Raw genomic sequence first — 18,636 nt, 5'->3', positions numbered from 1 at the left:
CATGGCGCTTTTTCGCTATCAGGCCGTTGATGAAAACGGTAAAACCCGGCGCGGCGTCCAGCAGGCGGACTCCGCCCGCCACGCTCGCCAGCTGCTGCGGGAAAAGGGCTGGCTGGCGCTGGACATCGCCCCGGCAGCCGGCAGCGGCGGACAACCGCGCTTTATCCGCCGCACCAGCGCCCGCGATCTCGCCCTCGTCACCCGCCAGCTGGCGACGCTGGTCGCCGCCGCCATCCCGCTGGAAAAAGCGCTCGACGCGGTGGCCCAGCAGTGTGAGAAACCGCAGCTGAAAACCCTGATTGCCGGCGTGCGCGGCAAAGTGCTGGAAGGCCACGCGCTGGCGGAAGCGATGCGCGGCTACCCTGGCTGCTTCGACGCGCTCTACTGCGCGATGGTCGCCGCCGGCGAAGCTTCCGGCCATCTTGATGGCGTACTGAACCGGCTGGCGGACTATACCGAACAGCGCCAGCAGCTGCGCGCCCGGCTGCTGCAGGCGATGATTTACCCCATCGTGCTAACCCTGGTGGCGGTCAGCGTGATCGTCATTCTGCTGTCGACGGTGGTGCCGAAGGTTGTCGAGCAGTTTATCCACCTTAAGCAGGCGCTGCCGTTTTCTACCCGTCTGCTGATGGCGATGAGCGATATGCTGCGCGCCGCCGGTCCGTGGCTGCTGCTCGCCGCCATGCTCATGGCTCTGCTGCTGCGCTACCTGCTGCGGCAGCCGGCAAAGCGGCTGGCCTGGCACAGACTGCTGCTGCGCCTGCCGTTGATTGGCCGGGTCGCGCGCAGCGTTAACAGCGCCCGCTACGCCCGTACCCTGAGCATTCTCAACGCCAGCGCCGTTCCGCTGCTGCTGGCGATGCGCATCAGCGCGGAAGTATTAAGCAACGCCTGGGCTAAGCGCCAGCTCGAAGCCGCCAGCGACGCGGTACGCGAAGGCGTCAGCCTGCATCGCGCGCTCGAAATGACCCAGCTTTTCCCGCCGATGATGCGCTATATGGTCGCCAGCGGCGAACAGAGCGGCGAGCTCAACGACATGCTGGCGCGCGCGGCAGATAACCAGGACCGGGATCTGAGCGCGCAAATTCAGCTGGCCCTCAGCCTGTTTGAACCCCTGCTGGTAGTGGCGATGGCCGGCATGGTGCTGTTTATCGTCCTCGCCATTCTGCAACCGATACTGCAACTCAATACCCTGATGAGTATGTAATTGTTCTAATGGAGAAAAATATGCAACGACAGCGCGGCTTCACCTTACTGGAAATCATGGTGGTGATTGTTATCCTCGGCGTACTCGCCAGCCTCGTGGTGCCCAATCTGATGGGCAACAAAGAAAAGGCCGATCGGCAAAAAGTGGTCAGCGATCTTGTGGCGCTCGAGGGAGCGCTGGACATGTACAAACTGGACAACAGCCGCTATCCCACCACCGAGCAGGGGCTGCAGGCGCTGGTCAGCGCGCCATCGGCCGAGCCGCACGCGCGCAACTATCCCGAAGGCGGCTATATCCGCCGTCTGCCGCAGGATCCCTGGGGCAACGATTACCAGCTGCTAAGCCCCGGCCAGCATGAACAGGTCGATATTTTCAGCCTCGGGCCGGACGGCGTGCCGGAGAGCAATGACGATATCGGCAACTGGACGATTGGGAAAAAATAGTGCGACAGCGCGGCTTTACGTTGCTGGAGATGATGCTCATTTTGCTGCTGATGGGGGTCAGCGCAGGCATGGTGCTGCTGGCCTTCCCCTCCTCGCGCGATGATAGCGCGGCGCAGACCCTGGCGCGCTTTGAGGCGCAGCTGCGCTTTGTCCAGCAGCGAGGTCTACAAACCGGTCAGTTTTTTGGCGTCTCGGTGCATCCCGATAGATGGCAGTTTCTGGTCCTGCAAGCCCGCGAAAGCCATGAGCCCCCCTCTGTCGGCAACGACTGGAACGGCTATCGTTGGCTGCCGCTAAGCGCCGGACGCGTCGCCACTTCGGGCAGCGTCGTCGGGGACAAGCTACGCCTCGCTTTTCCGCAGGGCGAGGCCTGGACGCCGGGCGACAACCCCGATGTGCTGATCTTTCCCGGCGGGGAGATGACCCCCTTTCGGCTGACCGTCGGCGAAGCCACGGGTATCGCGTTTAATGCGCGCGGCGAAAGCCAGCCTCAACCGCAGGAGGCGCCATGAAAAAGCAGGCCGGCATGACGCTAATAGAAGTGATGGTCGCGCTGGTGGTCTTCGCCCTTGCCGGGCTGGCGGTGGTGCAGGCCACGCTCCAGCAAACCCGCCAGCTGGGGCGAATGGAGGAGAAAATTCTGGCCGGCTGGCTGGCGGATAATCAGCTGGTGCAGCTACGGCTGGAAAATCGCTGGCCCGCGCTGAGCTGGTCGGAAACCACGGTGCAGACGGCGGGCGTCAGCTGGCACATTCGCTGGCAGGGCGTGGAAACCGACCTCCCGCAGCTGCGGGCGCTGGACGTCGAGGTCCGCCATGCCAAAAGCGAAAAGATGCCCGTCTCTTCGCTGCGCACCTACGTGACGCCGCCATGATCCAGCGAGCTCGCGGATTTACCCTCGTTGAAATGCTGCTGGCGTTGGCCATCCTCGCCGCGCTCAGCGTCGCTGCGGTCACGGTGCTGCAAAATGTGATGCGCGCCGATACGCTCACCCGCGATAAAGGCGAGCGCATCCAGACGCTGCAGCAAACGTTCAGCCAGATGGCGGCGGACTTTAGCCAAATCATTCCCCGCCGCAGCCGCGACAGCGCGAGCCTGTTTTTTGCCGGACGCTTTCAGCTCGGCAGCGACGACTGGGCGATCGCTTTTAGCCGCAACGGTTGGCCCAACCCTCTGGGGCTTCTGCCGCGTTCGGAAATTCAGAACGTCAGCTACCGCCTGCGCGGCAGCCACCTGGAGCGCCTGAGCTACGACCAGCAGGACCCGCTGCCAGGTAGTCTGCCTACGGTGACCGTTATGCAGCGCAACGTGCAGGCGTTTCGTCTGCGCTTTTACGCCAGCGGCCGCTGGCTGGATGAATGGCAGCAGCCGCAGAGGTTGCCCCAGGGGCTGGAGGTCACCCTGACGCTGGAGCCATACGGCGAGATCCGAAGGCTGTTTCTGCTTACGCCGGGAGGCAGCCAATGAATACCCGCCAGCGCGGCGTCGCCCTGCTTATGGTGCTGCTGATCCTCGCTCTGATGATGGTGCTGGCGAGCGCCATGACCGAGCGCAGCGTGCGGATGTATCAGCAAACCGCGACGACCCTCGATAACCTGCAGGCCAAATGGTACGCGCTGGGGGCGGAAACCCTGGCGGCGGCGTTGCTACAACGCGACGCGCTCGACTCGCCGAACCAAACCCATCTGGCGCAGAACTGGGCCCAGCAGGGGCGACGTTTTACGCTCAATGACGGCGAGATCTACGCCACCCTAAGCGACGCGCAGGCCTGCTTCAACCTCAACGCCATTAACCAGCTCAGCGGCGACGAAAGCGTTGAAATCCCTTATCCCGCACAGGTTTTTACCCGACTGCTGGAGAATCTCGGCAGCGAGCCGCTGCGCGCCTTACAGCTGACCGCCGCCCTGCGCGACTGGGTGGACAGCGATCGCCAGCCGCTGCTGAACGGCGCGGAAGATGAAGTCTATATGGCGCAATCCCCCGGCTATCTGAGCGGCAATCAGCCGCTGCAGGATGTCAGCGAACTGCGCCTGCTGGCCGGGATGGACGCGACGCTCTATCAGCGTCTGCTGCCCTACGTCTGCGCGCCTCCGGACGAGACGCTGCAGGTGAACGTCAATACCCTGCAGCCCGCTCAGGCCGCGCTACTGTCGGCGCTCTTCCCGGCTGAACTCACCCTTGCCGAAGCCCGGCAGCTGCTGCAGGCGCGCGCGGCCACCGGCTGGAGCAGCGTCGCCGCTTTCCTGTCGCAGCCGATACTACAAAAAACCGATACCGCCGCCGCGCGTCCGTGGCTGACGGTGCGCAGCGAGCGTTTTATCGCCACCTTCAGCGTAGTGATGGGCAGCGCCCGCTATCAGCAACGTAGCCTCCTGCAAAAGCAGGGGCGAACCTTCGGCGTCGTCCAGCGGCGCTATGGAATCTATTGGGTAGCCGATGAATAACCACCATACCTCTTCCGCCACCGTGCTGATTATTCGCCTCAATCCTGATGCCGCGACGGCGATATGGCGGCTGGCCGCGCCGGGCGACGAGGCGCAGAGCGGAGAATGGCATCCTGACGCTGGCGATCCGACGCTCAACCTGCTGGCGCAACATTATCCGGCCTGGGTGCTGGTGCCCGCCAGCGACTGCGCGTTTCATCGCGTTACTCTGCCCGCCGGCGTGCGCCGAAATGCGCAGCAGGCCCTGGCGTTTTTACTCGAAGAACAGCTGGCAACAGAGGTCGAGGAGAGCCATTTTGCCCTGCTCCACCGGGATAAAAGCGATTGTGCCGTGGCGGTGGTCGGGCGGGAGAAGATGCGCGCCTGGCAGGCCTGGTGCGAACAACTCGGACTCAACGTGCTGGCACTGACGCCGGATGCCCTAACCCTGCCGCACAACCCAACCGGCTGGAGCGCCGTACGCTGCGGCGAGCAGTGGCTGTTTCGCCACGATTCGGAGAGCGGTATGGCGGTCGAAACCTCATGGCTCGGCGAACTGCTGGTTCACTGGCCTGACCTCGCGCCCATCGCCTGCTACTCGCCGCCGCCGGATATTGCCGCGCCATGGCAACCTCTGCCGACGCAGGATTTGCTGGAGCTGGCGGCGAGCAACCCGCAGGCGCGTAAAATCTGCTTATGCCAGGGCGATTTTGCCCCTGAACGCCGCCGGGCGCCGACGCCCCGACGCTGGCGCCCGGCTCTCGCCGCTGCGCTGGCGCTACTGCTGCTGTGGAGCGGGAATCGCCTCCACGACCATCTCGCGCTGGCGCGCCAGGCCGACGCCGCGGTACAGGCCAGCCGTGACTTTTACCGCCAGTGGTTCAAAAGCGAGAAAAACCTCGTCAATCCACGTCTGCAAATGCAGCAGCATCTGCGTCGGCTGGCAAGCGCAAGCGCCCGGCCGGCGCTCATCTCGCGGCTCGGCGCTCTGCAGCAAATCATTGCTGAAACGCCGGGCATCCGCCTGCGAACCCTGAGCTATGATGCCGGGCGCAACGCGCTGCAGCTGGAGATATCCGCCGTCTCATCGCAGGCTCTGGAGCAGTTCAGCCAGCGGGCGCGGGCCGGCTTCCGCGTGCAGAGCGGAGAAATGAAACCGCACGCAGAGGGTATTGAAGGGCGTCTGACGCTGGAGGATAACGATGCATAACCTGATGACCTTATGGCAACAGCGTACGCGCCGCGAACGGCATCTGCTGCTGGGCATGGGCGTGATGCTGATTATCGGCCTGGTCTATTACGCTTTATGGCAGCCCTGGCAAAGTCGCGAGACGCAGTGGCGGCAAACGCTGACCCGGGAGCAGGCCAGTCTGCAGTGGATGCGCCAGCAGACTCCCCTTCTGCAGCAGCTTCGCCAGCAGAAATCGCCTGCCGCGCCGCAAGAGCCATCAACGGTGATTATGCGCGAAGCCGCCCGCCACGGGATCGCCATCGTTCGCCTGCAGCCGCAGGGAGCTCGACTGGGCATTAGCGTGCAGCCCGCCGATTTTCAGGCGCTGATGGCATGGCTCGACGCGCTGGGGCAGGTGGGGATGACCACCGTTACGCTGACGGTGGCCGCCGTGGCGCAGCAGCCCGGCCGGGTCACCGTCACTACGCTGGTGCTGGAGCGCAGCGATGAAAAATAAAATCACTATCGGCCTGCTGCTGGCGGCGGTCTATCTCTTCTGGCTGCTGCTTAGCGCGCCGGCGAGACTGCTGGCCCTGGCGCTGCCGGAAGGCGCGCGGCTCGGCGAAACCACGGGCACCCTGTGGCAAGGAGAAGCCCGTCAGGCCAGCTGGCGCGGTTTTGACATCGCCCATTTACGCTGGGAGTTTGGCTTTTCGTCGTGGCTTCCTGGCTGGCATATCGCGTTTAGCGCCCCCTCCGGCCTGCGCGGCCAGGCCTGGCTGCACGGCCTGAACGAGTTTGTGGTGCGCGAGGGCCGACTCGTGATTCCGGCCCGGACGATCGGCCAGCGGCTGGCGCTCGGGATACCGCTGGAAGCTCGTGGCCAGGTGATGCTGACGCTACCGGAAGCCCGTTTTAACGCTGGCGGCTGCCGACAGATAAGCGCGGGCGCCGTGCAGTGGCAGGATGCGGCGCTCACCTCCCCCGCCGGTTCGCTCGAACTGGCCCAGGTTAGCGGCAAACTAAGCTGCACCCCGGCGGGCGCGCTGGCTATCGCCCTGACCCAGGATTCCCATCAGCTTAGCCTCACCGGACAGGGCGTTCTGACACCCGACGGGCGCTATACGTTTAACGGCATGCTGCAAACCCGTCAGGCGGCTCCGGCGCTGCTGACGCTGCTGGTTGCGCAAACCGGCCGTAAAGATAAGCAGGGGCGCACGCCGTGGCAGTGGCAGGGACAGTGGCTATCCGAGGAGAAAAAATAGCCGTGGAAAACATCGCATTGTTACCCGAGTTCGCCGCGCAATTCCCGTTAATCTGGGGCGGTTTTTTATTCTTGTCCGGACTGGCGTTCGGCAGCTTTTTTAACGTCGTTATCCATCGTTTACCGCTGATGATGGAGTACGCAGAGGGAGTGAATCTCTGCCTCCCCGCATCGTTCTGTCCGCAGTGCCGTCAGCCCATCGCCTGGCGGGACAATATCCCGCTGCTGAGCTTTTTATGGCTCAAGGGGCGTTCGCGCTGCTGCGGGCGACCGATTTCACGTCGCTATCCGCTGATGGAGCTGGCGACCGGCGCGCTGTTTATGCTGGTCGGGTACCTGATCCCTCCTGGCATGCCGCTGCTGGGCGGGTTAATTTTATTGTCGCTGCTGCTGATCCTCGCCGCCATCGACGCGCAAACGCAGCTGCTGCCTGACAGGCTGACTCTGCCGCTGCTGTGGGCCGGGCTGCTGTTCAATCTTACCGATCTCTTCGCGCCGCTGGCGGAGGCGGTCGTTGGCGCGATGGCCGGGTATCTATCGCTGTGGTCAGTGTACTGGGTGTTCCGTCTGCTGACCGGTAAAGAGGCGCTGGGCTACGGTGATTTCAAGCTGCTGGCGGCGCTCGGCGCGTGGCTCGGCTGGCAGGCGCTGCCGCATACGCTGCTGCTGGCTTCCGCCAGCGGCCTGATCTGGACGCTGCTGCAGCGCCTGGTAACCCGTCGTTCGCTCGAACAGCCTCTGGCCTTCGGCCCCTGGCTGGCGCTGGCGGGCGGCGGCATCTTTTTGTGGGGCCAGGTATAAAATATCCCCTGCTCGCGCTGCGCTTAGTAGGGCTACGGGTGCTGTTGGTCCGGTAGCCCGAGTAAGGCGTTTCCGCCGCAACCCGGGAACTCTCCGGCTACGAATACTTTTTGGTGCGGCGGGTCGGGGCGGTATTGGCCGGATCGTCGGGCCAGACGTGCTTCGGATAGCGCCCTTTCATCTCTTTTTGTACCTCGCGGTAGCTCCCCTGCCAGAACGCGCCTAAATCACGGGTGATCTGCAGCGGGCGCTGCGCCGGCGAAAGCAGCTCCAGCACCAGCGGCACCCGCCCCTGGGCGATAGTCGGAGTGGTCGCCTCGCCAAACATCTCCTGCATTCGCACCGCCAGCGCCGGCGGGTTTTCATCGTGATAGCGAATCGCAATGCGGCTACCGGTCGGCACCGTATAATGCGTGGGCAGCTCGCTGTCCAGCTTCTGGCGCAGCGGCCACGGCAGCCAGTTTTGCAGCGCCTGACGCACGTCCAGCGCCTTCAGAGCCCGCAGCGAATGGACGCCCGCCATCTGCGGCAGCAGCCACCGTTCAAGCGAGGCCAGCAGCGACGCCTCATCAACGGCCGGCCACGCCTCCTCCGGCAGCCACTGCGCCGCGCAGTGCAGCCGCAGACGCAGCTGCTCCGCCTCCGGCGTCCAGTTGAGCACGTTCAGTCCCTTCTCGCGGATCCCGTTAAGCATCGCCTGATGCAGCTCCTCTTCCGCCGGCTTCGCCAGCGGCTGGGTCTTGATGACCAGGCGTCCGATACAGGTGCGCCGCCAGGCCTTCAGCGTGCCTGGCGCCTCATCCCACTCGACGATATCGGAACGCCGGACCAGCGCCGGACACTGCTCAATCAGCGCGTGAATATCGACCGGCAGCGCCAGCAGGATCCGCGCATCTGGCGATGCGCTCCCCTGCAGCAGCAGCGGCGCAATCAGCCATTCGTGGCGGCTAAGGGCATCATCGGCGTCAAGCATCGCCCCCATCCCGTTAGCCAGCTGGTAGCGCCCCTCCTGACCGCGACGATGGGCGATACGGTCGGCAAAAGCGGAGGCCAGCAGCGCCGCGATGCTGTCGGCGTCGGGCTGACCGCCGCGAACCGCCAGCCTTTTCATCAGCTGCTGCGCCCGCTGCTGCCAGTTGCCCTGCTGACGGGCAAACGCCGCGCTGAGATCGCTATTGCCGCCGCGCGGCGGCTCTTCAAGGATCGCCGCCAGCTTAGCCGCCGTGGCGGCGCCATCGGCATCCTCCGCGGCCGTCAGCATTGCCGCCAGACGCGGATCGTTACCTAACGCCGCCATTTTGCGCCCGTGCGCCGACAGCCGGTCACCTTCCAGCGCAGAAAGGTTAGTGAGCAGACGCCGGGCCGCCGCCAGGTTGGTCGCAGGCGGCAGATCCAGCCAGCTGAGCTGGGCCGGGTCCTGACATCCCCACTGCAATAGCTCCAGCAGCAGCGACGACAAATCGCTTTGCAGGATTTCCGGGTCGCCCTGCGCCGCCGCGCGCTCGGCCTGCTCCTTTGCCAGCAGATGCAGGCAGATACCCGGCTCCAGACGCCCGGCTCGACCGGCGCGCTGGGTCATTGAGGCCTGGCTGATGCGCTGCGTCACCAGGCGAGTGAGCCCGGTCCGGGCGTCAAAGCGCGCGACTCGCTCCTGAGCGCTATCCACCACCAGCCGAATCCCCTCGATGGTCAGACTGGTTTCGGCGATGTTGGTTGCCAGCACCACTTTGCGCATCCCGGCTGGCGCAGGCAGTATCGCCTTACGCTGCTCGCTCAGGGGCAACGCGCCGTACAGCGGGCACAGCACAACATCGCTCGCCACCCGCTCCGCCAGCCGCTCCTGCACGCGCTGAATTTCTCCTACCCCGGGCAGAAACAGCAGCATTGAGCCATTCTCGCTACGCAGCAGCTCTGCGGCGGCTATCGCCACCGCCTCGTCAAAACGCTGATGAGTCGGCAACGGCAAAAAACGCCGTTCAACCGGAAACGCGCGCCCTTCGGAAACGATAACCGGCGCCTCCGGCAGCAGCTTCTGCAGGCGTTCATTGTCCAGCGTCGCCGACATAATCAGCAGCTTAAGATCGTCGCGCAGTCCCTGCTGGACGTCGAGCAGCAGCGCCAGCGCCAGATCCGCCTGCAGGCTGCGTTCGTGGAATTCATCAAGGATCGCCAGCCCCACGCCGCTCAGCTCAGGATCGCGCTGGATCATCCGCGTTAAAATACCTTCGGTCACCACTTCGAGACGCGTGTTCGGCCCGACGCAGCTCTCCGCGCGCATGCGATAGCCCACCGTCTCGCCGGGCTTTTCTCCCAGCAGTTCCGCCAGCCGCTGCGCCACGTTACGCGCGGCCAGCCGCCGCGGCTCCAGCAGGATTATGCGTCCGTTGATTTTACCTTCGGCGAGAATTTGCAGCGGCAGCCAGGTGGATTTCCCGGCGCCGGTTGGCGCGTTAAGCAAAACCTGCGGCGCATGCTGCAGGGCAGAGAGAAGTTCAGGGAGGACGGCGGCAACCGGCAATGAGGACACGAAGCGCTCCGGGGGTTAACATGTGAGGGCAAGCATTGTAGCATCCCGATAATTCATTACCGAGTCTCTATCATGTCCGAGCCGAAAAGGCTGTTTTTCGCCATTGAACTTCCTGGAGAAGTTCAGCAGCAGATCGTTCACTGGCGCGCCGCCAGCTTTCCCGAGGATGCGGGTCGACCGGTGGCGGCGGCTAACCTCCATCTGACGCTGGCCTTTCTTGGCGAAGTGAGCGCGGACAAGCAGCGGGCGCTGTCTGCAATGGCCGGACGGATCCGCCAGCCGGGCTTTACCCTGACGCTTGACGATGCCGGGCAGTGGCTACGTTCGCGGGTGGTGTGGCTGGGTACTCGTCAGCCGCCGCGCGGGGTTTTGCAATTAGCGAATATGCTGCGCGCCCAGGCCGCCCGCAGCGGCTGCTATCAAAGCCCGCAGCCGTTTCATCCGCACATCACCCTACTGCGCGACGCGCGCCACGCGGTGCCTATTCCGCCGCCCGGATTTAGCTGGGCGTTTGCGGTCAACGAATTTGTTCTCTACCAATCCAGCTTTAGCCGCGGACGCACCCGCTATCAGGCGCTGGAACGTTACCCTTTCGACAAGGAAAGCTGATGCTGTTCACTCCTCCCCTGCAGTCCGCCATCCTGATTAAACGTTACAAACGGTTTCTCGCCGACGTCATGACCCCGGATGGACGCGAGCTGACCCTGCACTGCCCCAATACCGGCGCCATGACCGGCTGCGCCGCGCCGGGCGACACCGTCTGGTATTCCACCTCAGATAATCCTAAACGCAAATATGCTCACACATGGGAATTAACTGAAACCGTCGAAGGCGCGACAATTTGTGTTAATACTCTACGTGCTAATACGTTGGCGAAAGAGGCGATTCTGGCAGGTAAAATTCCCGAGCTTGTAGGCTACAACACGCTGAAAAGCGAAGTGAAGTATGGTGATGAAAGCAGCCGTATTGATATTCTGTTACAAGCAGATGACCGACAAAACTGCTATATTGAAGTGAAATCGGTTACGTTGGCGGAAAAGGAATACGGTTATTTCCCCGATGCGGTCACCGAGCGCGGCCAGAAGCACCTGCGGGAGCTGATGAGCGTGGCGGCGGCTGGCGATCGGGCGGTGATACTGTTCGCGGTGCTTCATTCCGCGATCGACCGTTTCTCTCCCGCGCATCACATTGATGCCAGATACGCACAGCTATTGATTGAGGCGCAAAACAAGGGGGTGGAAATTCTCGCGTACAAGGCGGAACTTTCTACCGAGATGATGACTCTGAATAAGCCAATTACCGTGGTGTTAACCCCCGGTAAATAAACGGCTAAATAGTATTCGGGTCGCGAGCGCAAATACGCTTTTCCTCACAGGGTTGTCAAGTGTAACGTTTAGATAATTGCTATCCGGAAAAGCATCTGCTATTTATAGCGGCCTGATTTTTCCCCCAACACGGGGATCGATAGTGCGTGTTAAGGAGAAGCAACATGCAAGAAGGGCAAAACCGTAAAACATCGTCCCTGAGTATTCTCTCCATCGCTGGGGTGGAGCCGTACCAAGTGAAGCCGGGCGAAGAGTATATGAACGAAGCCCAGCTGGCGCACTTCAAGCGCATTCTTGAAGCGTGGCGTAATCAACTTAGGGATGAAGTGGATCGCACCGTAACGCATATGCAGGATGAAGCTGCTAACTTCCCGGACCCGGTAGACCGTGCCGCTCAGGAAGAAGAGTTCAGCCTGGAGCTGCGTAACCGCGACCGCGAACGTAAACTGATCAAAAAGATCGAGAAAACGCTGAAAAAAGTCGAAGACGAAGATTTCGGCTTCTGTGAATCTTGTGGCGTCGAGATTGGTATCCGTCGTCTGGAAGCGCGCCCGACCGCCGACCTGTGCATTGATTGCAAAACGCTGGCGGAAATTCGCGAAAAACAGATGGCAGGCTAATCACTTCGCTGATGCATCTCTGGCGGGAGCTTTCTCCCGCCCTGATGCTTTAGTCATATCATGAAAGATTCACACTATATCGGGCGCTTTGCCCCCTCACCCTCCGGTGAACTCCACTTTGGCTCATTAATTGCCGCGCTTGGCAGCTATCTGCAGGCTCGGGCGCAGAACGGTATCTGGCGCGTGCGCATTGAAGATATCGATCCGCCGCGTGAAGTCCCCGGCGCCGCTGAAACTATCCTTCGTCAATTAGACCACTACGGCCTGCACTGGGACGGAGAGGTACTCTGGCAGTCAAAACGTCATGAAGCCTATCGCGAGCGCCTGGCCTGGCTGCGCGAGCAGGGCCTCTGCTACTACTGCACCTGCACCCGCGCGCGTATCCACGGTATGGGCGGCATCTACGACGGCCACTGCCGGGATTTACGCCTCGGCGCGGAAAACGCCGCTCTGCGTCTGCGGCAAACTCGTCCAGTCCTTGAATTTTATGACCAGCTGCGCGGCACCATCGTTGCCGACGAGCCGCTCGCGCGCGAAGATTTTATTATCCATCGCCGCGATGGGCTGTTCGCCTATAATCTGGCGGTGGTGGTGGACGATCATTTTCAGGGCGTCAGCGAAATCGTCCGCGGCGCCGATCTTATCGAACCAACGGTACGGCAGATTTCTCTCTATCAGCATTTTGGCTGGCAGGCGCCGGATTATATCCATTTGCCGCTGGCCCTCAACGCGCAGGGCAATAAACTGTCGAAGCAAAACCACGCTCCGGCACTGTCTGAGGGCGACCCGCGACCAGAAATTGTGCGGGCGCTAACGTTTCTTAATCAGGATGTCATTCAGGAATGGCAGACGCTGAGCATTGAGGATTTACTCAAGTACGCGATAGCGAACTGGCGGCCGGAGCAAATCCAGCATTCTCAAATGCGTTCCGCTGAGCTATGATTAGCCGCTATTTTTTTGTCCTGAAGTCCGTCTGACACTACGAGGTGTACCATTTTTACCCGAGTCGCTAATTTTTGCCGTAAGGTGCTAAGCCGTGAAGAGCGCGAGGCAGAAGCCGCCGTCGAACAACTACATATGACGGTTATCCCGCGTGAGCAGCATGCAATTTCCCGCAAAGATATCAGTGAAAATGCCCTCAAGGTCATGTACAGACTCAACAAGGCGGGCTACGAATCATGGCTGGTCGGCGGCGGCGTACGCGACCTGCTGCTGGGCAAAAAACCCAAAGATTTTGACGTCACCACCAACGCGACCCCGGAACAGGTGCGTAAGCTGTTCCGCAACTGCCGTCTGGTCGGCCGTCGCTTCCGCCTGGCGCACGTGATGTTCGGGCCGGAAATTATCGAAGTCGCGACCTTCCGCGGCCATCATGAAGGCCACACCACCGATCGCATCACCTCCCAGCGCGGCCAGAACGGCATGCTGCTGCGCGACAACATCTTCGGTTCGATTGAAGAAGACGCCCAGCGTCGCGACTTTACCATCAACAGCCTCTATTACAGCGTGGCGGATTTTACCGTCCGCGACTACGTCGGCGGCATGAAAGATCTGCAGGATGGCGTTATCCGCCTGATCGGCGATCCGGAGACCCGCTATCGTGAAGATCCGGTGCGGATGCTGCGCGCGGTGCGGTTTGCGGCGAAGCTCGGCATGAGCATCAGCGAAGAGACCGCCGAGCCGATCCCACGCCTGGCGACGCTGCTGCACGATGTGCCGCCGGCGCGTCTGTTTGAAGAAGTCCTGAAGCTGCTGCAGGCCGGCGACGGATATCAAACCTATATCCTGCTGCGCGAATATAATCTGTTCCAGCCGCTGTTCCCGACCATTACCCGCTACTTCACCGAGCGCGGCGATAGTCCAATGGAGCGTATCATCAGCCAGGTGCTGAAGAATACCGATAACCGTATTCGCAACGACATGCGCGTTAATCCGGCGTTCCTGTTCGCGGTGATGTTCTGGTACCCGCTGCTGGAAACCGCGCAGAAAATCGCTCAGGAGAGCGGGCTGGCCTACTACGATGCCTTCGCGCTGGCGATGAACGACGTGCTGGACGAAGCCTGCCGTACGCTGGCGATCCCGAAACGCATCACCACTCTGGTGCGCGATATCTGGCAGCTTCAGCTGCGGATGTCCCGCCGTCAGGGCAAACGCGCGTGGAAGCTGATGGAGCATCCAAAATTCCGCGCCGCATACGATCTGCTGGAGCTGCGCGCCGGCGCCGAGAACAATGGCGAACTGCAGCGCCTGACCAAATGGTGGGGCGAGTTCCAGGTCGCTGCGCCGCCGGCTCAGAAAAATATGCTGGATGATTTGGGTGACGATCCGGCTCCACGTCGTCGCAACCGCCGTCCGCGTAAACGCGCGCCGCGTCGCGAAGGTAGCGCATGACGCTTGCTTATATCGCTATCGGCAGCAATCTGGCCTCTCCGCTGGAGCAGGTTAACGCTGCCGTCAACGCGCTGGCGGAGATTCCTGACAGCCGGGTGATAAGCGTTTCCTCTTTCTACCGTACACCGCCGCTGGGGCCGCAGGATCAGCCTGACTACCTCAACGCCGCCGTGGCGCTGGAAACCTCTCTCGCCCCAGAGGCGCTGCTCGACCACACTCAGCGCATCGAGCTGCAGCAGGGCCGTACCCGTAAAGCTGAACGCTGGGGCCCCCGCACGCTGGATCTCGATATCATGCTGTTCGGCGAGGAAGTGTTGAATACTCCGCGCCTGACCGTGCCGCACTACGATATGAAAAACCGCGGCTTTATGCTGTGGCCGCTGTTTGAAATTGCGCCTGAGCTACGTTTCCCCGACGGTTTGGCATTGCGCGATGTTCTGGCCACTCTCGGCGCAGAAAAACCCGCTAGCTGGTAATACCCCTTCATTTTTTAGCAATTACGGCGATCGTGGTAATCGGTTGCCTAAAACCATTGCCCCCCTGAATGCGGCTGCTAGAATGCCGGTTAAAATGACTTTCATCATCAGGAAACGTTATGAAACCGACCACTATCGCCCTGCTGCAGAAATGCAAACAGGAGAAGAAACGCTTCGCCACTATCACCGCCTATGACTACAGCTTTGCAAAGCTGTTTGCCGATGAGGGTATCAACGTGATGCTGGTCGGCGATTCGCTGGGCATGACGGTACAGGGCCACGACTCCACCCTGCCGGTGACCGTAGAAGATATCGCCTACCATACCCGCGCGGTGCGCCGGGGCGCGCCAAACTGCCTGCTGCTCGCCGATCTGCCGTTTATGGCTTACGCCACGCCGGAACAAACCTTCGAGAACGCCGCCATCGTGATGCGCGCGGGGGCCAATATGGTCAAAATCGAGGGCGGCGCATGGCTGGCGGATACGGTGAAAATGCTCGCCGAGCGCGCGGTACCCGTATGCGGACACCTCGGGCTGACTCCCCAGTCGGTGAACGTCTTCGGCGGTTATAAAATTCAGGGGCGCGGCGATGCCGGGCAAGTTCTGCTGGATGATGCGCTGGCGTTAGAAGCGGCGGGCGCACAGCTGCTGGTCCTGGAGTGCGTGCCGGTCGAGCTGGCGAAACGCGTCACCGAGGCGCTCACCATCCCGGTAATCGGCATCGGCGCGGGCAACGTCACCGATGGACAGATCCTCGTGATGCATGATGCCTTTGGTATCACCGGTGGTCACATTCCCAAATTTGCCAAAAATTTCCTGAGCACAGCGGGCGACATGCGCGCCGCGGTACGGCAATATGTTGCCGAAGTGGAGTCCGGTGAATATCCGGGCGAAGAACACAGTTTCCATTAAGGAGTATTGTTGTGCTGATTATTGAAACCCTGCCGCTGCTGCGCCAGCATATCCGCCGTTTACGTCAGGAAGGCAAGCGCATTGCGCTGGTTCCCACCATGGGCAACCTGCACGATGGTCATATGAAGCTGGTCGATGCGGCAAAAGCCAGCGCGGATGTGGTGGTAGCCAGTATTTTCGTCAATCCGATGCAGTTTGACCGCCCGGACGATCTGGCGCGCTATCCGCGAACCCTGCAGGACGATTGCGAGAAGCTGAACAAACGCAAAGTCGATTTAGTTTTTGCCCCTGCAGCGGCGGAAATTTATCCGCACGGCATCGAAAATCAGACTTACGTCGATGTTCCAGGATTGTCGACGATGCTCGAAGGCGCCAGCCGTCCTGGTCACTTCCGCGGCGTTTCGACCATCGTCAGCAAGCTGTTTAACCTGGTACAGCCGGATGTCGCCTGCTTCGGCGAAAAAGATTTCCAGCAGCTGGCGCTCATCCGCAAGATGGTGGCCGATATGGGCTATGACATCGAGATTATCGGCGTGCCGATTATGCGCGCTAAAGATGGGCTGGCGCTGAGCTCGCGCAACGGTTATCTCAGCGCTGAGCAGCGTAAAATTGCGCCGGGACTGCATAAGGTGATGAATAGCGTGGCGGAGAAACTGGCGGCCGGCGAACGTAATCTTGACGAGGTTATCGCGATTGCCGCTCAGGAGCTGAACGAAAAAGGCTTCCGCGCCGATGATATTCAGATCCGCGATGCCGATACGCTGTTCGACCTGACGGAAACCAGTAAGCGAGCGGTGATCCTGATGGCGGCCTGGCTCGGCGAAGCGCGTTTGATCGACAATCAGATCGTCGCACTCGCTGGCTAGACACGGGTTAAAAATCAGGCAATACTGCCAGGAATTTCCTCAAGGCGGACGTCATGTCCGCTTTGTTATCGTTAAGCTTTAAAGGTAGACGTTATGATTCGTAATATGCTGCAGGGCAAACTCCACCGCGTTAAAGTCACGCAGGCCGACCTGCACTATGAAGGCTCCTGCGCTATTGATCAGGATTTCCTCGATGCGTCCGGCATCCTTGAAAACGAGGCTATTCATATCTGGAACGTGACCAACGGTAATCGTTTCACCACCTACGCCATCGCCGCAGAGCGCGGGTCGCGAATTATCTCCGTTAACGGCGCGGCGGCACACTGCGCCAACGTCGGCGATATTTTGATTATCGCCAGTTTCGTCACCATGCCTGACGAAGAAGCCCGCACCTGGCAGCCGAAAGTCGCCTATTTCGAGGGCGAAAACGAAATGAAGCGCCAGGCAAAAGCCATTCCGGTACAGGTTGCCTGATATTTTCCATAGCTCCGGTAATCCGGAGCTATTATTTTGCAAATGCATAGCATTAAATAAATCAATATTATTAACCCAGGCAATATTATTCACCACCAAAAATACAAATAGCCAACCTAAAGAATATATTATTTCAGGTAAAGAAAGTCTTTATTTACCATATTCCACCCTAGATTAGCAACCGACGTTTTCTTACATTATTTTGTAAAAAGACTCAGTATTACGCCTCATCTAAAAGATTAGAATCCCTATACCCTGAAATTATTCAGGCCACTCCCATTATTTATGGGATAGTTTAATTTTATATGGATATATATATATATGAATAAGTTAACCATTGCGGCTGCATCAATTATTCTGGCTTTAGGCTCAGCCTCCGCATTTGCTGATGATACGGTAACCACGCCGGGCACCGATGTTGGCCTCATTACGTTTGATGGCGCCGTTTCCGACACCACTTGCACCATCACCACCAACAACGGTGTTGACGCCAGAAACGTCACCATCAGCATGCCGGTGGTGAAAAAAGCCGATGTCGAAGGCACCACCGTTGACGCAGGCGTTGGCTCGAAAGAGTTTGAACTGCACCTGAGCAACTGCCCGGACACGCTGACCAAAGCATCCGCGACCTTTACTTCCCAGCAGTTTGCCGAACTCTCTAACGGCACGCTGAAAACTGACCCGAGCGTTACCGGTCATGCTGATAACGTTAGCCTGGCGCTGTTTAACAACAGCACCACCGATACCGATCGTATTCAGGTTGGCCTGCCGAATAACAACACCCAGGTCGCTACCCTGACCAGCGGCGAAGGCGTACTGGCTTACCGCGTGGCTTACGTTCCAAGCGCCGATTGGGTTAAAGGCACCAACGATATCACCGCGGGTAAAGTGACCAGCAACGCGACTTTTACTATGTCTTACGAGTAATCGTAACGTAATGGATTATGCGTCTGCGGCATAAAGCAGGCGCATTGCAGGGAGCAGATTGTTATGCATCGTTTTACCCAACTTACGCTGACATCGCTAGTGTGCGCCAGCGCGGCGTTCAGTACATTTAATGCCTGCGCGGATATTGTTATTTCCGGCACCCGTGTGATCTACCCGCAATCAGCCAAAGACGTGACCGTTAAAATGGAAAACCGCGGCACTAAACCGCTACTGGTACAGTCGTGGCTTGATGACGGTCGCGATACCGTTAATCCGCAGGAACTGAAGCTGCCGTTTATCGTCACGCCGCCGGTATCACGTATCGACCCGTCGAAGGGGCAAACCGTGCGTATTACCTGGACCCAGCAGCCTCTGGCGCAGGATCGGGAATCGCTGTTCTGGTTTAACGTCCTTGAAGTCCCGCCAAAAGCGAAAGACGGAGACAGCCAAAACGTATTACAGCTGGCGTTTCGTACCCGCATTAAGATGTTTTTTCGCCCGGATGGTTTGCCGGGAGATCCGGCTATTGCCGCCGGTAATCTTAAATGGTCTCAGCAAGGCACCGCGCTCATTGCCAATAATAGCAGCCCTTATTATGTGTCAATGGCTAAAGCGACCGTTACCGTCAACGGTAAAAAAATAGAGGTCGATTCCCACACTATTCCACCGCTCTCGAATGAAACCATTCCGGTAAAAAATGCGCCAGCGCTGCGAGGCGGAAAAATTGAATACACCGCGATCAATGATTTTGGCGGTACCGAAAAACATCAGGCCGCCATCAATTAATTGTCACCGCTGAAGGATCTCAGC

Annotated in this window: 22 protein-coding genes; 21 read left to right on the top strand and 1 reads right to left on the bottom strand. The window is 60.1% G+C overall.

Annotated features, from left to right (window positions below):
* Nucleotide 1 precedes the first annotated feature (1 nt).
* The 10 genes from gspF to ACSIPU_RS21030 are packed head-to-tail and all read left to right on the top strand — an operon-like array spanning nt 2 to nt 7,309.
* Nucleotides 2-1,207, top strand: a complete 1,206-nt coding sequence (gene gspF, locus ACSIPU_RS21075; RefSeq protein ID WP_023320343.1) for a type II secretion system inner membrane protein GspF — start codon at nt 2-4, stop codon at nt 1,205-1,207.
* Between the two features lie 20 nt (nt 1,208-1,227).
* Nucleotides 1,228-1,650 (top strand): type II secretion system major pseudopilin GspG, encoded by a 423-nt coding sequence (gene gspG / locus ACSIPU_RS21070; protein WP_004107983.1) that lies wholly within the window; start codon nt 1,228-1,230, stop codon nt 1,648-1,650.
* Nucleotides 1,650-2,162: a type II secretion system minor pseudopilin GspH gene (gene gspH, locus ACSIPU_RS21065; RefSeq protein ID WP_023329261.1), complete on the top strand. Its 513-nt coding sequence runs from the start codon at nt 1,650-1,652 to the stop codon at nt 2,160-2,162. The genes gspG and gspH overlap by 1 nt, the downstream gene beginning before the upstream one ends.
* Nucleotides 2,159-2,524: a type II secretion system minor pseudopilin GspI gene (gspI, locus tag ACSIPU_RS21060; RefSeq protein ID WP_004110668.1), complete on the top strand. Its 366-nt coding sequence runs from the start codon at nt 2,159-2,161 to the stop codon at nt 2,522-2,524. The genes gspH and gspI overlap by 4 nt, the downstream gene beginning before the upstream one ends.
* Nucleotides 2,521-3,117 (top strand): type II secretion system minor pseudopilin GspJ, encoded by a 597-nt coding sequence (gene gspJ, locus ACSIPU_RS21055; RefSeq protein WP_004110660.1) that lies wholly within the window; start codon nt 2,521-2,523, stop codon nt 3,115-3,117. Before gspI ends, gspJ begins: the two co-directional genes overlap by 4 nt.
* On the top strand, nt 3,114-4,094 hold the full coding sequence (gspK, locus tag ACSIPU_RS21050; RefSeq protein ID WP_032728914.1) for a type II secretion system minor pseudopilin GspK: 981 nt from the start codon (nt 3,114-3,116) through the stop codon (nt 4,092-4,094). Before gspJ ends, gspK begins: the two co-directional genes overlap by 4 nt.
* Nucleotides 4,087-5,283: a type II secretion system protein GspL gene (gene gspL / locus ACSIPU_RS21045; RefSeq protein WP_032728913.1), complete on the top strand. Its 1,197-nt coding sequence runs from the start codon at nt 4,087-4,089 to the stop codon at nt 5,281-5,283. Before gspK ends, gspL begins: the two co-directional genes overlap by 8 nt.
* Nucleotides 5,276-5,761 carry a type II secretion system protein GspM gene (gene gspM, locus ACSIPU_RS21040; protein WP_032728912.1) on the top strand — a complete coding sequence of 162 codons (486 nt, stop codon included), beginning with the start codon at nt 5,276-5,278 and terminating at the stop codon, nt 5,759-5,761. Before gspL ends, gspM begins: the two co-directional genes overlap by 8 nt.
* A complete protein-coding gene (locus ACSIPU_RS21035; RefSeq protein ID WP_032728911.1) occupies nt 5,751-6,509 on the top strand; it encodes a type II secretion system protein N in 759 nt (252 codons plus the stop codon). The genes gspM and ACSIPU_RS21035 overlap by 11 nt, the downstream gene beginning before the upstream one ends.
* A gap of 2 nt (nt 6,510-6,511) precedes the next feature.
* Nucleotides 6,512-7,309, top strand: coding sequence for a prepilin peptidase (locus ACSIPU_RS21030; RefSeq protein WP_049094324.1), 798 nt, complete (start codon nt 6,512-6,514; stop codon nt 7,307-7,309).
* A 97-nt stretch (nt 7,310-7,406) separates the two neighbouring features.
* Here ACSIPU_RS21030 and hrpB read toward each other — a convergent pair whose 3' ends face one another.
* The gene (gene hrpB / locus ACSIPU_RS21025) at nt 7,407-9,836 is read right to left on the bottom strand and encodes an ATP-dependent helicase HrpB (protein ID WP_032728910.1); all 2,430 of its coding nucleotides are present in this window, start codon (nt 9,834-9,836) and stop codon (nt 7,407-7,409) included.
* Nucleotides 9,837-9,908: 72 nt separating this feature from the next.
* Here hrpB and thpR point away from each other — a divergent pair, with 72 nt between their 5' ends.
* From thpR to ACSIPU_RS20970, 11 genes are all read left to right on the top strand, one after another.
* Nucleotides 9,909-10,445 (top strand): RNA 2',3'-cyclic phosphodiesterase, encoded by a 537-nt coding sequence (gene thpR, locus ACSIPU_RS21020; protein WP_004108002.1) that lies wholly within the window; start codon nt 9,909-9,911, stop codon nt 10,443-10,445.
* On the top strand, nt 10,445-11,161 hold the full coding sequence (gene sfsA, locus ACSIPU_RS21015) for a DNA/RNA nuclease SfsA (RefSeq protein WP_004108004.1): 717 nt from the start codon (nt 10,445-10,447) through the stop codon (nt 11,159-11,161). The genes thpR and sfsA overlap by 1 nt, the downstream gene beginning before the upstream one ends.
* Before the next feature lie 164 nt (nt 11,162-11,325).
* Nucleotides 11,326-11,781 carry an RNA polymerase-binding protein DksA gene (dksA, locus tag ACSIPU_RS21010; RefSeq protein WP_004098689.1) on the top strand — a complete coding sequence of 152 codons (456 nt, stop codon included), beginning with the start codon at nt 11,326-11,328 and terminating at the stop codon, nt 11,779-11,781.
* A gap of 60 nt (nt 11,782-11,841) precedes the next feature.
* Complete coding sequence (gene gluQRS, locus ACSIPU_RS21005) at nt 11,842-12,723, top strand: tRNA glutamyl-Q(34) synthetase GluQRS (protein ID WP_004108006.1); 882 nt, start codon at nt 11,842-11,844, stop codon at nt 12,721-12,723.
* 51 nt (nt 12,724-12,774) lie between these two features.
* Nucleotides 12,775-14,172 carry a polynucleotide adenylyltransferase PcnB gene (pcnB, locus tag ACSIPU_RS21000; RefSeq protein WP_071787138.1) on the top strand — a complete coding sequence of 466 codons (1,398 nt, stop codon included), beginning with the start codon at nt 12,775-12,777 and terminating at the stop codon, nt 14,170-14,172.
* On the top strand, nt 14,169-14,648 hold the full coding sequence (gene folK / locus ACSIPU_RS20995) for a 2-amino-4-hydroxy-6-hydroxymethyldihydropteridine diphosphokinase (protein WP_004108010.1): 480 nt from the start codon (nt 14,169-14,171) through the stop codon (nt 14,646-14,648). Before pcnB ends, folK begins: the two co-directional genes overlap by 4 nt.
* 119 nt (nt 14,649-14,767) lie before the next feature.
* Nucleotides 14,768-15,559 (top strand): 3-methyl-2-oxobutanoate hydroxymethyltransferase, encoded by a 792-nt coding sequence (gene panB / locus ACSIPU_RS20990; RefSeq protein ID WP_004108012.1) that lies wholly within the window; start codon nt 14,768-14,770, stop codon nt 15,557-15,559.
* An 11-nt stretch (nt 15,560-15,570) separates the two neighbouring features.
* Nucleotides 15,571-16,425, top strand: coding sequence for a pantoate--beta-alanine ligase (gene panC / locus ACSIPU_RS20985; protein WP_004108013.1), 855 nt, complete (start codon nt 15,571-15,573; stop codon nt 16,423-16,425).
* A gap of 93 nt (nt 16,426-16,518) precedes the next feature.
* Nucleotides 16,519-16,899 carry an aspartate 1-decarboxylase gene (gene panD, locus ACSIPU_RS20980; RefSeq protein WP_004108014.1) on the top strand — a complete coding sequence of 127 codons (381 nt, stop codon included), beginning with the start codon at nt 16,519-16,521 and terminating at the stop codon, nt 16,897-16,899.
* A gap of 321 nt (nt 16,900-17,220) precedes the next feature.
* Entirely contained in the window at nt 17,221-17,826 is a 606-nt protein-coding gene (locus ACSIPU_RS20975; protein ID WP_004108015.1) for a fimbrial protein, read from the top strand.
* A 63-nt stretch (nt 17,827-17,889) separates the two neighbouring features.
* Nucleotides 17,890-18,612 (top strand): fimbrial chaperone, encoded by a 723-nt coding sequence (locus ACSIPU_RS20970; RefSeq protein WP_004108016.1) that lies wholly within the window; start codon nt 17,890-17,892, stop codon nt 18,610-18,612.
* Nucleotides 18,613-18,636: the final 24 nt, after the last annotated feature.

Origin of the sequence: Klebsiella sp. HN106, from assembly GCF_051209435.1 — a bacterium.
Lineage (GTDB): Bacteria > Pseudomonadota > Gammaproteobacteria > Enterobacterales > Enterobacteriaceae > Klebsiella > Klebsiella oxytoca.
This window is presented reverse-complemented; position numbering and strand designations above follow the sequence as displayed.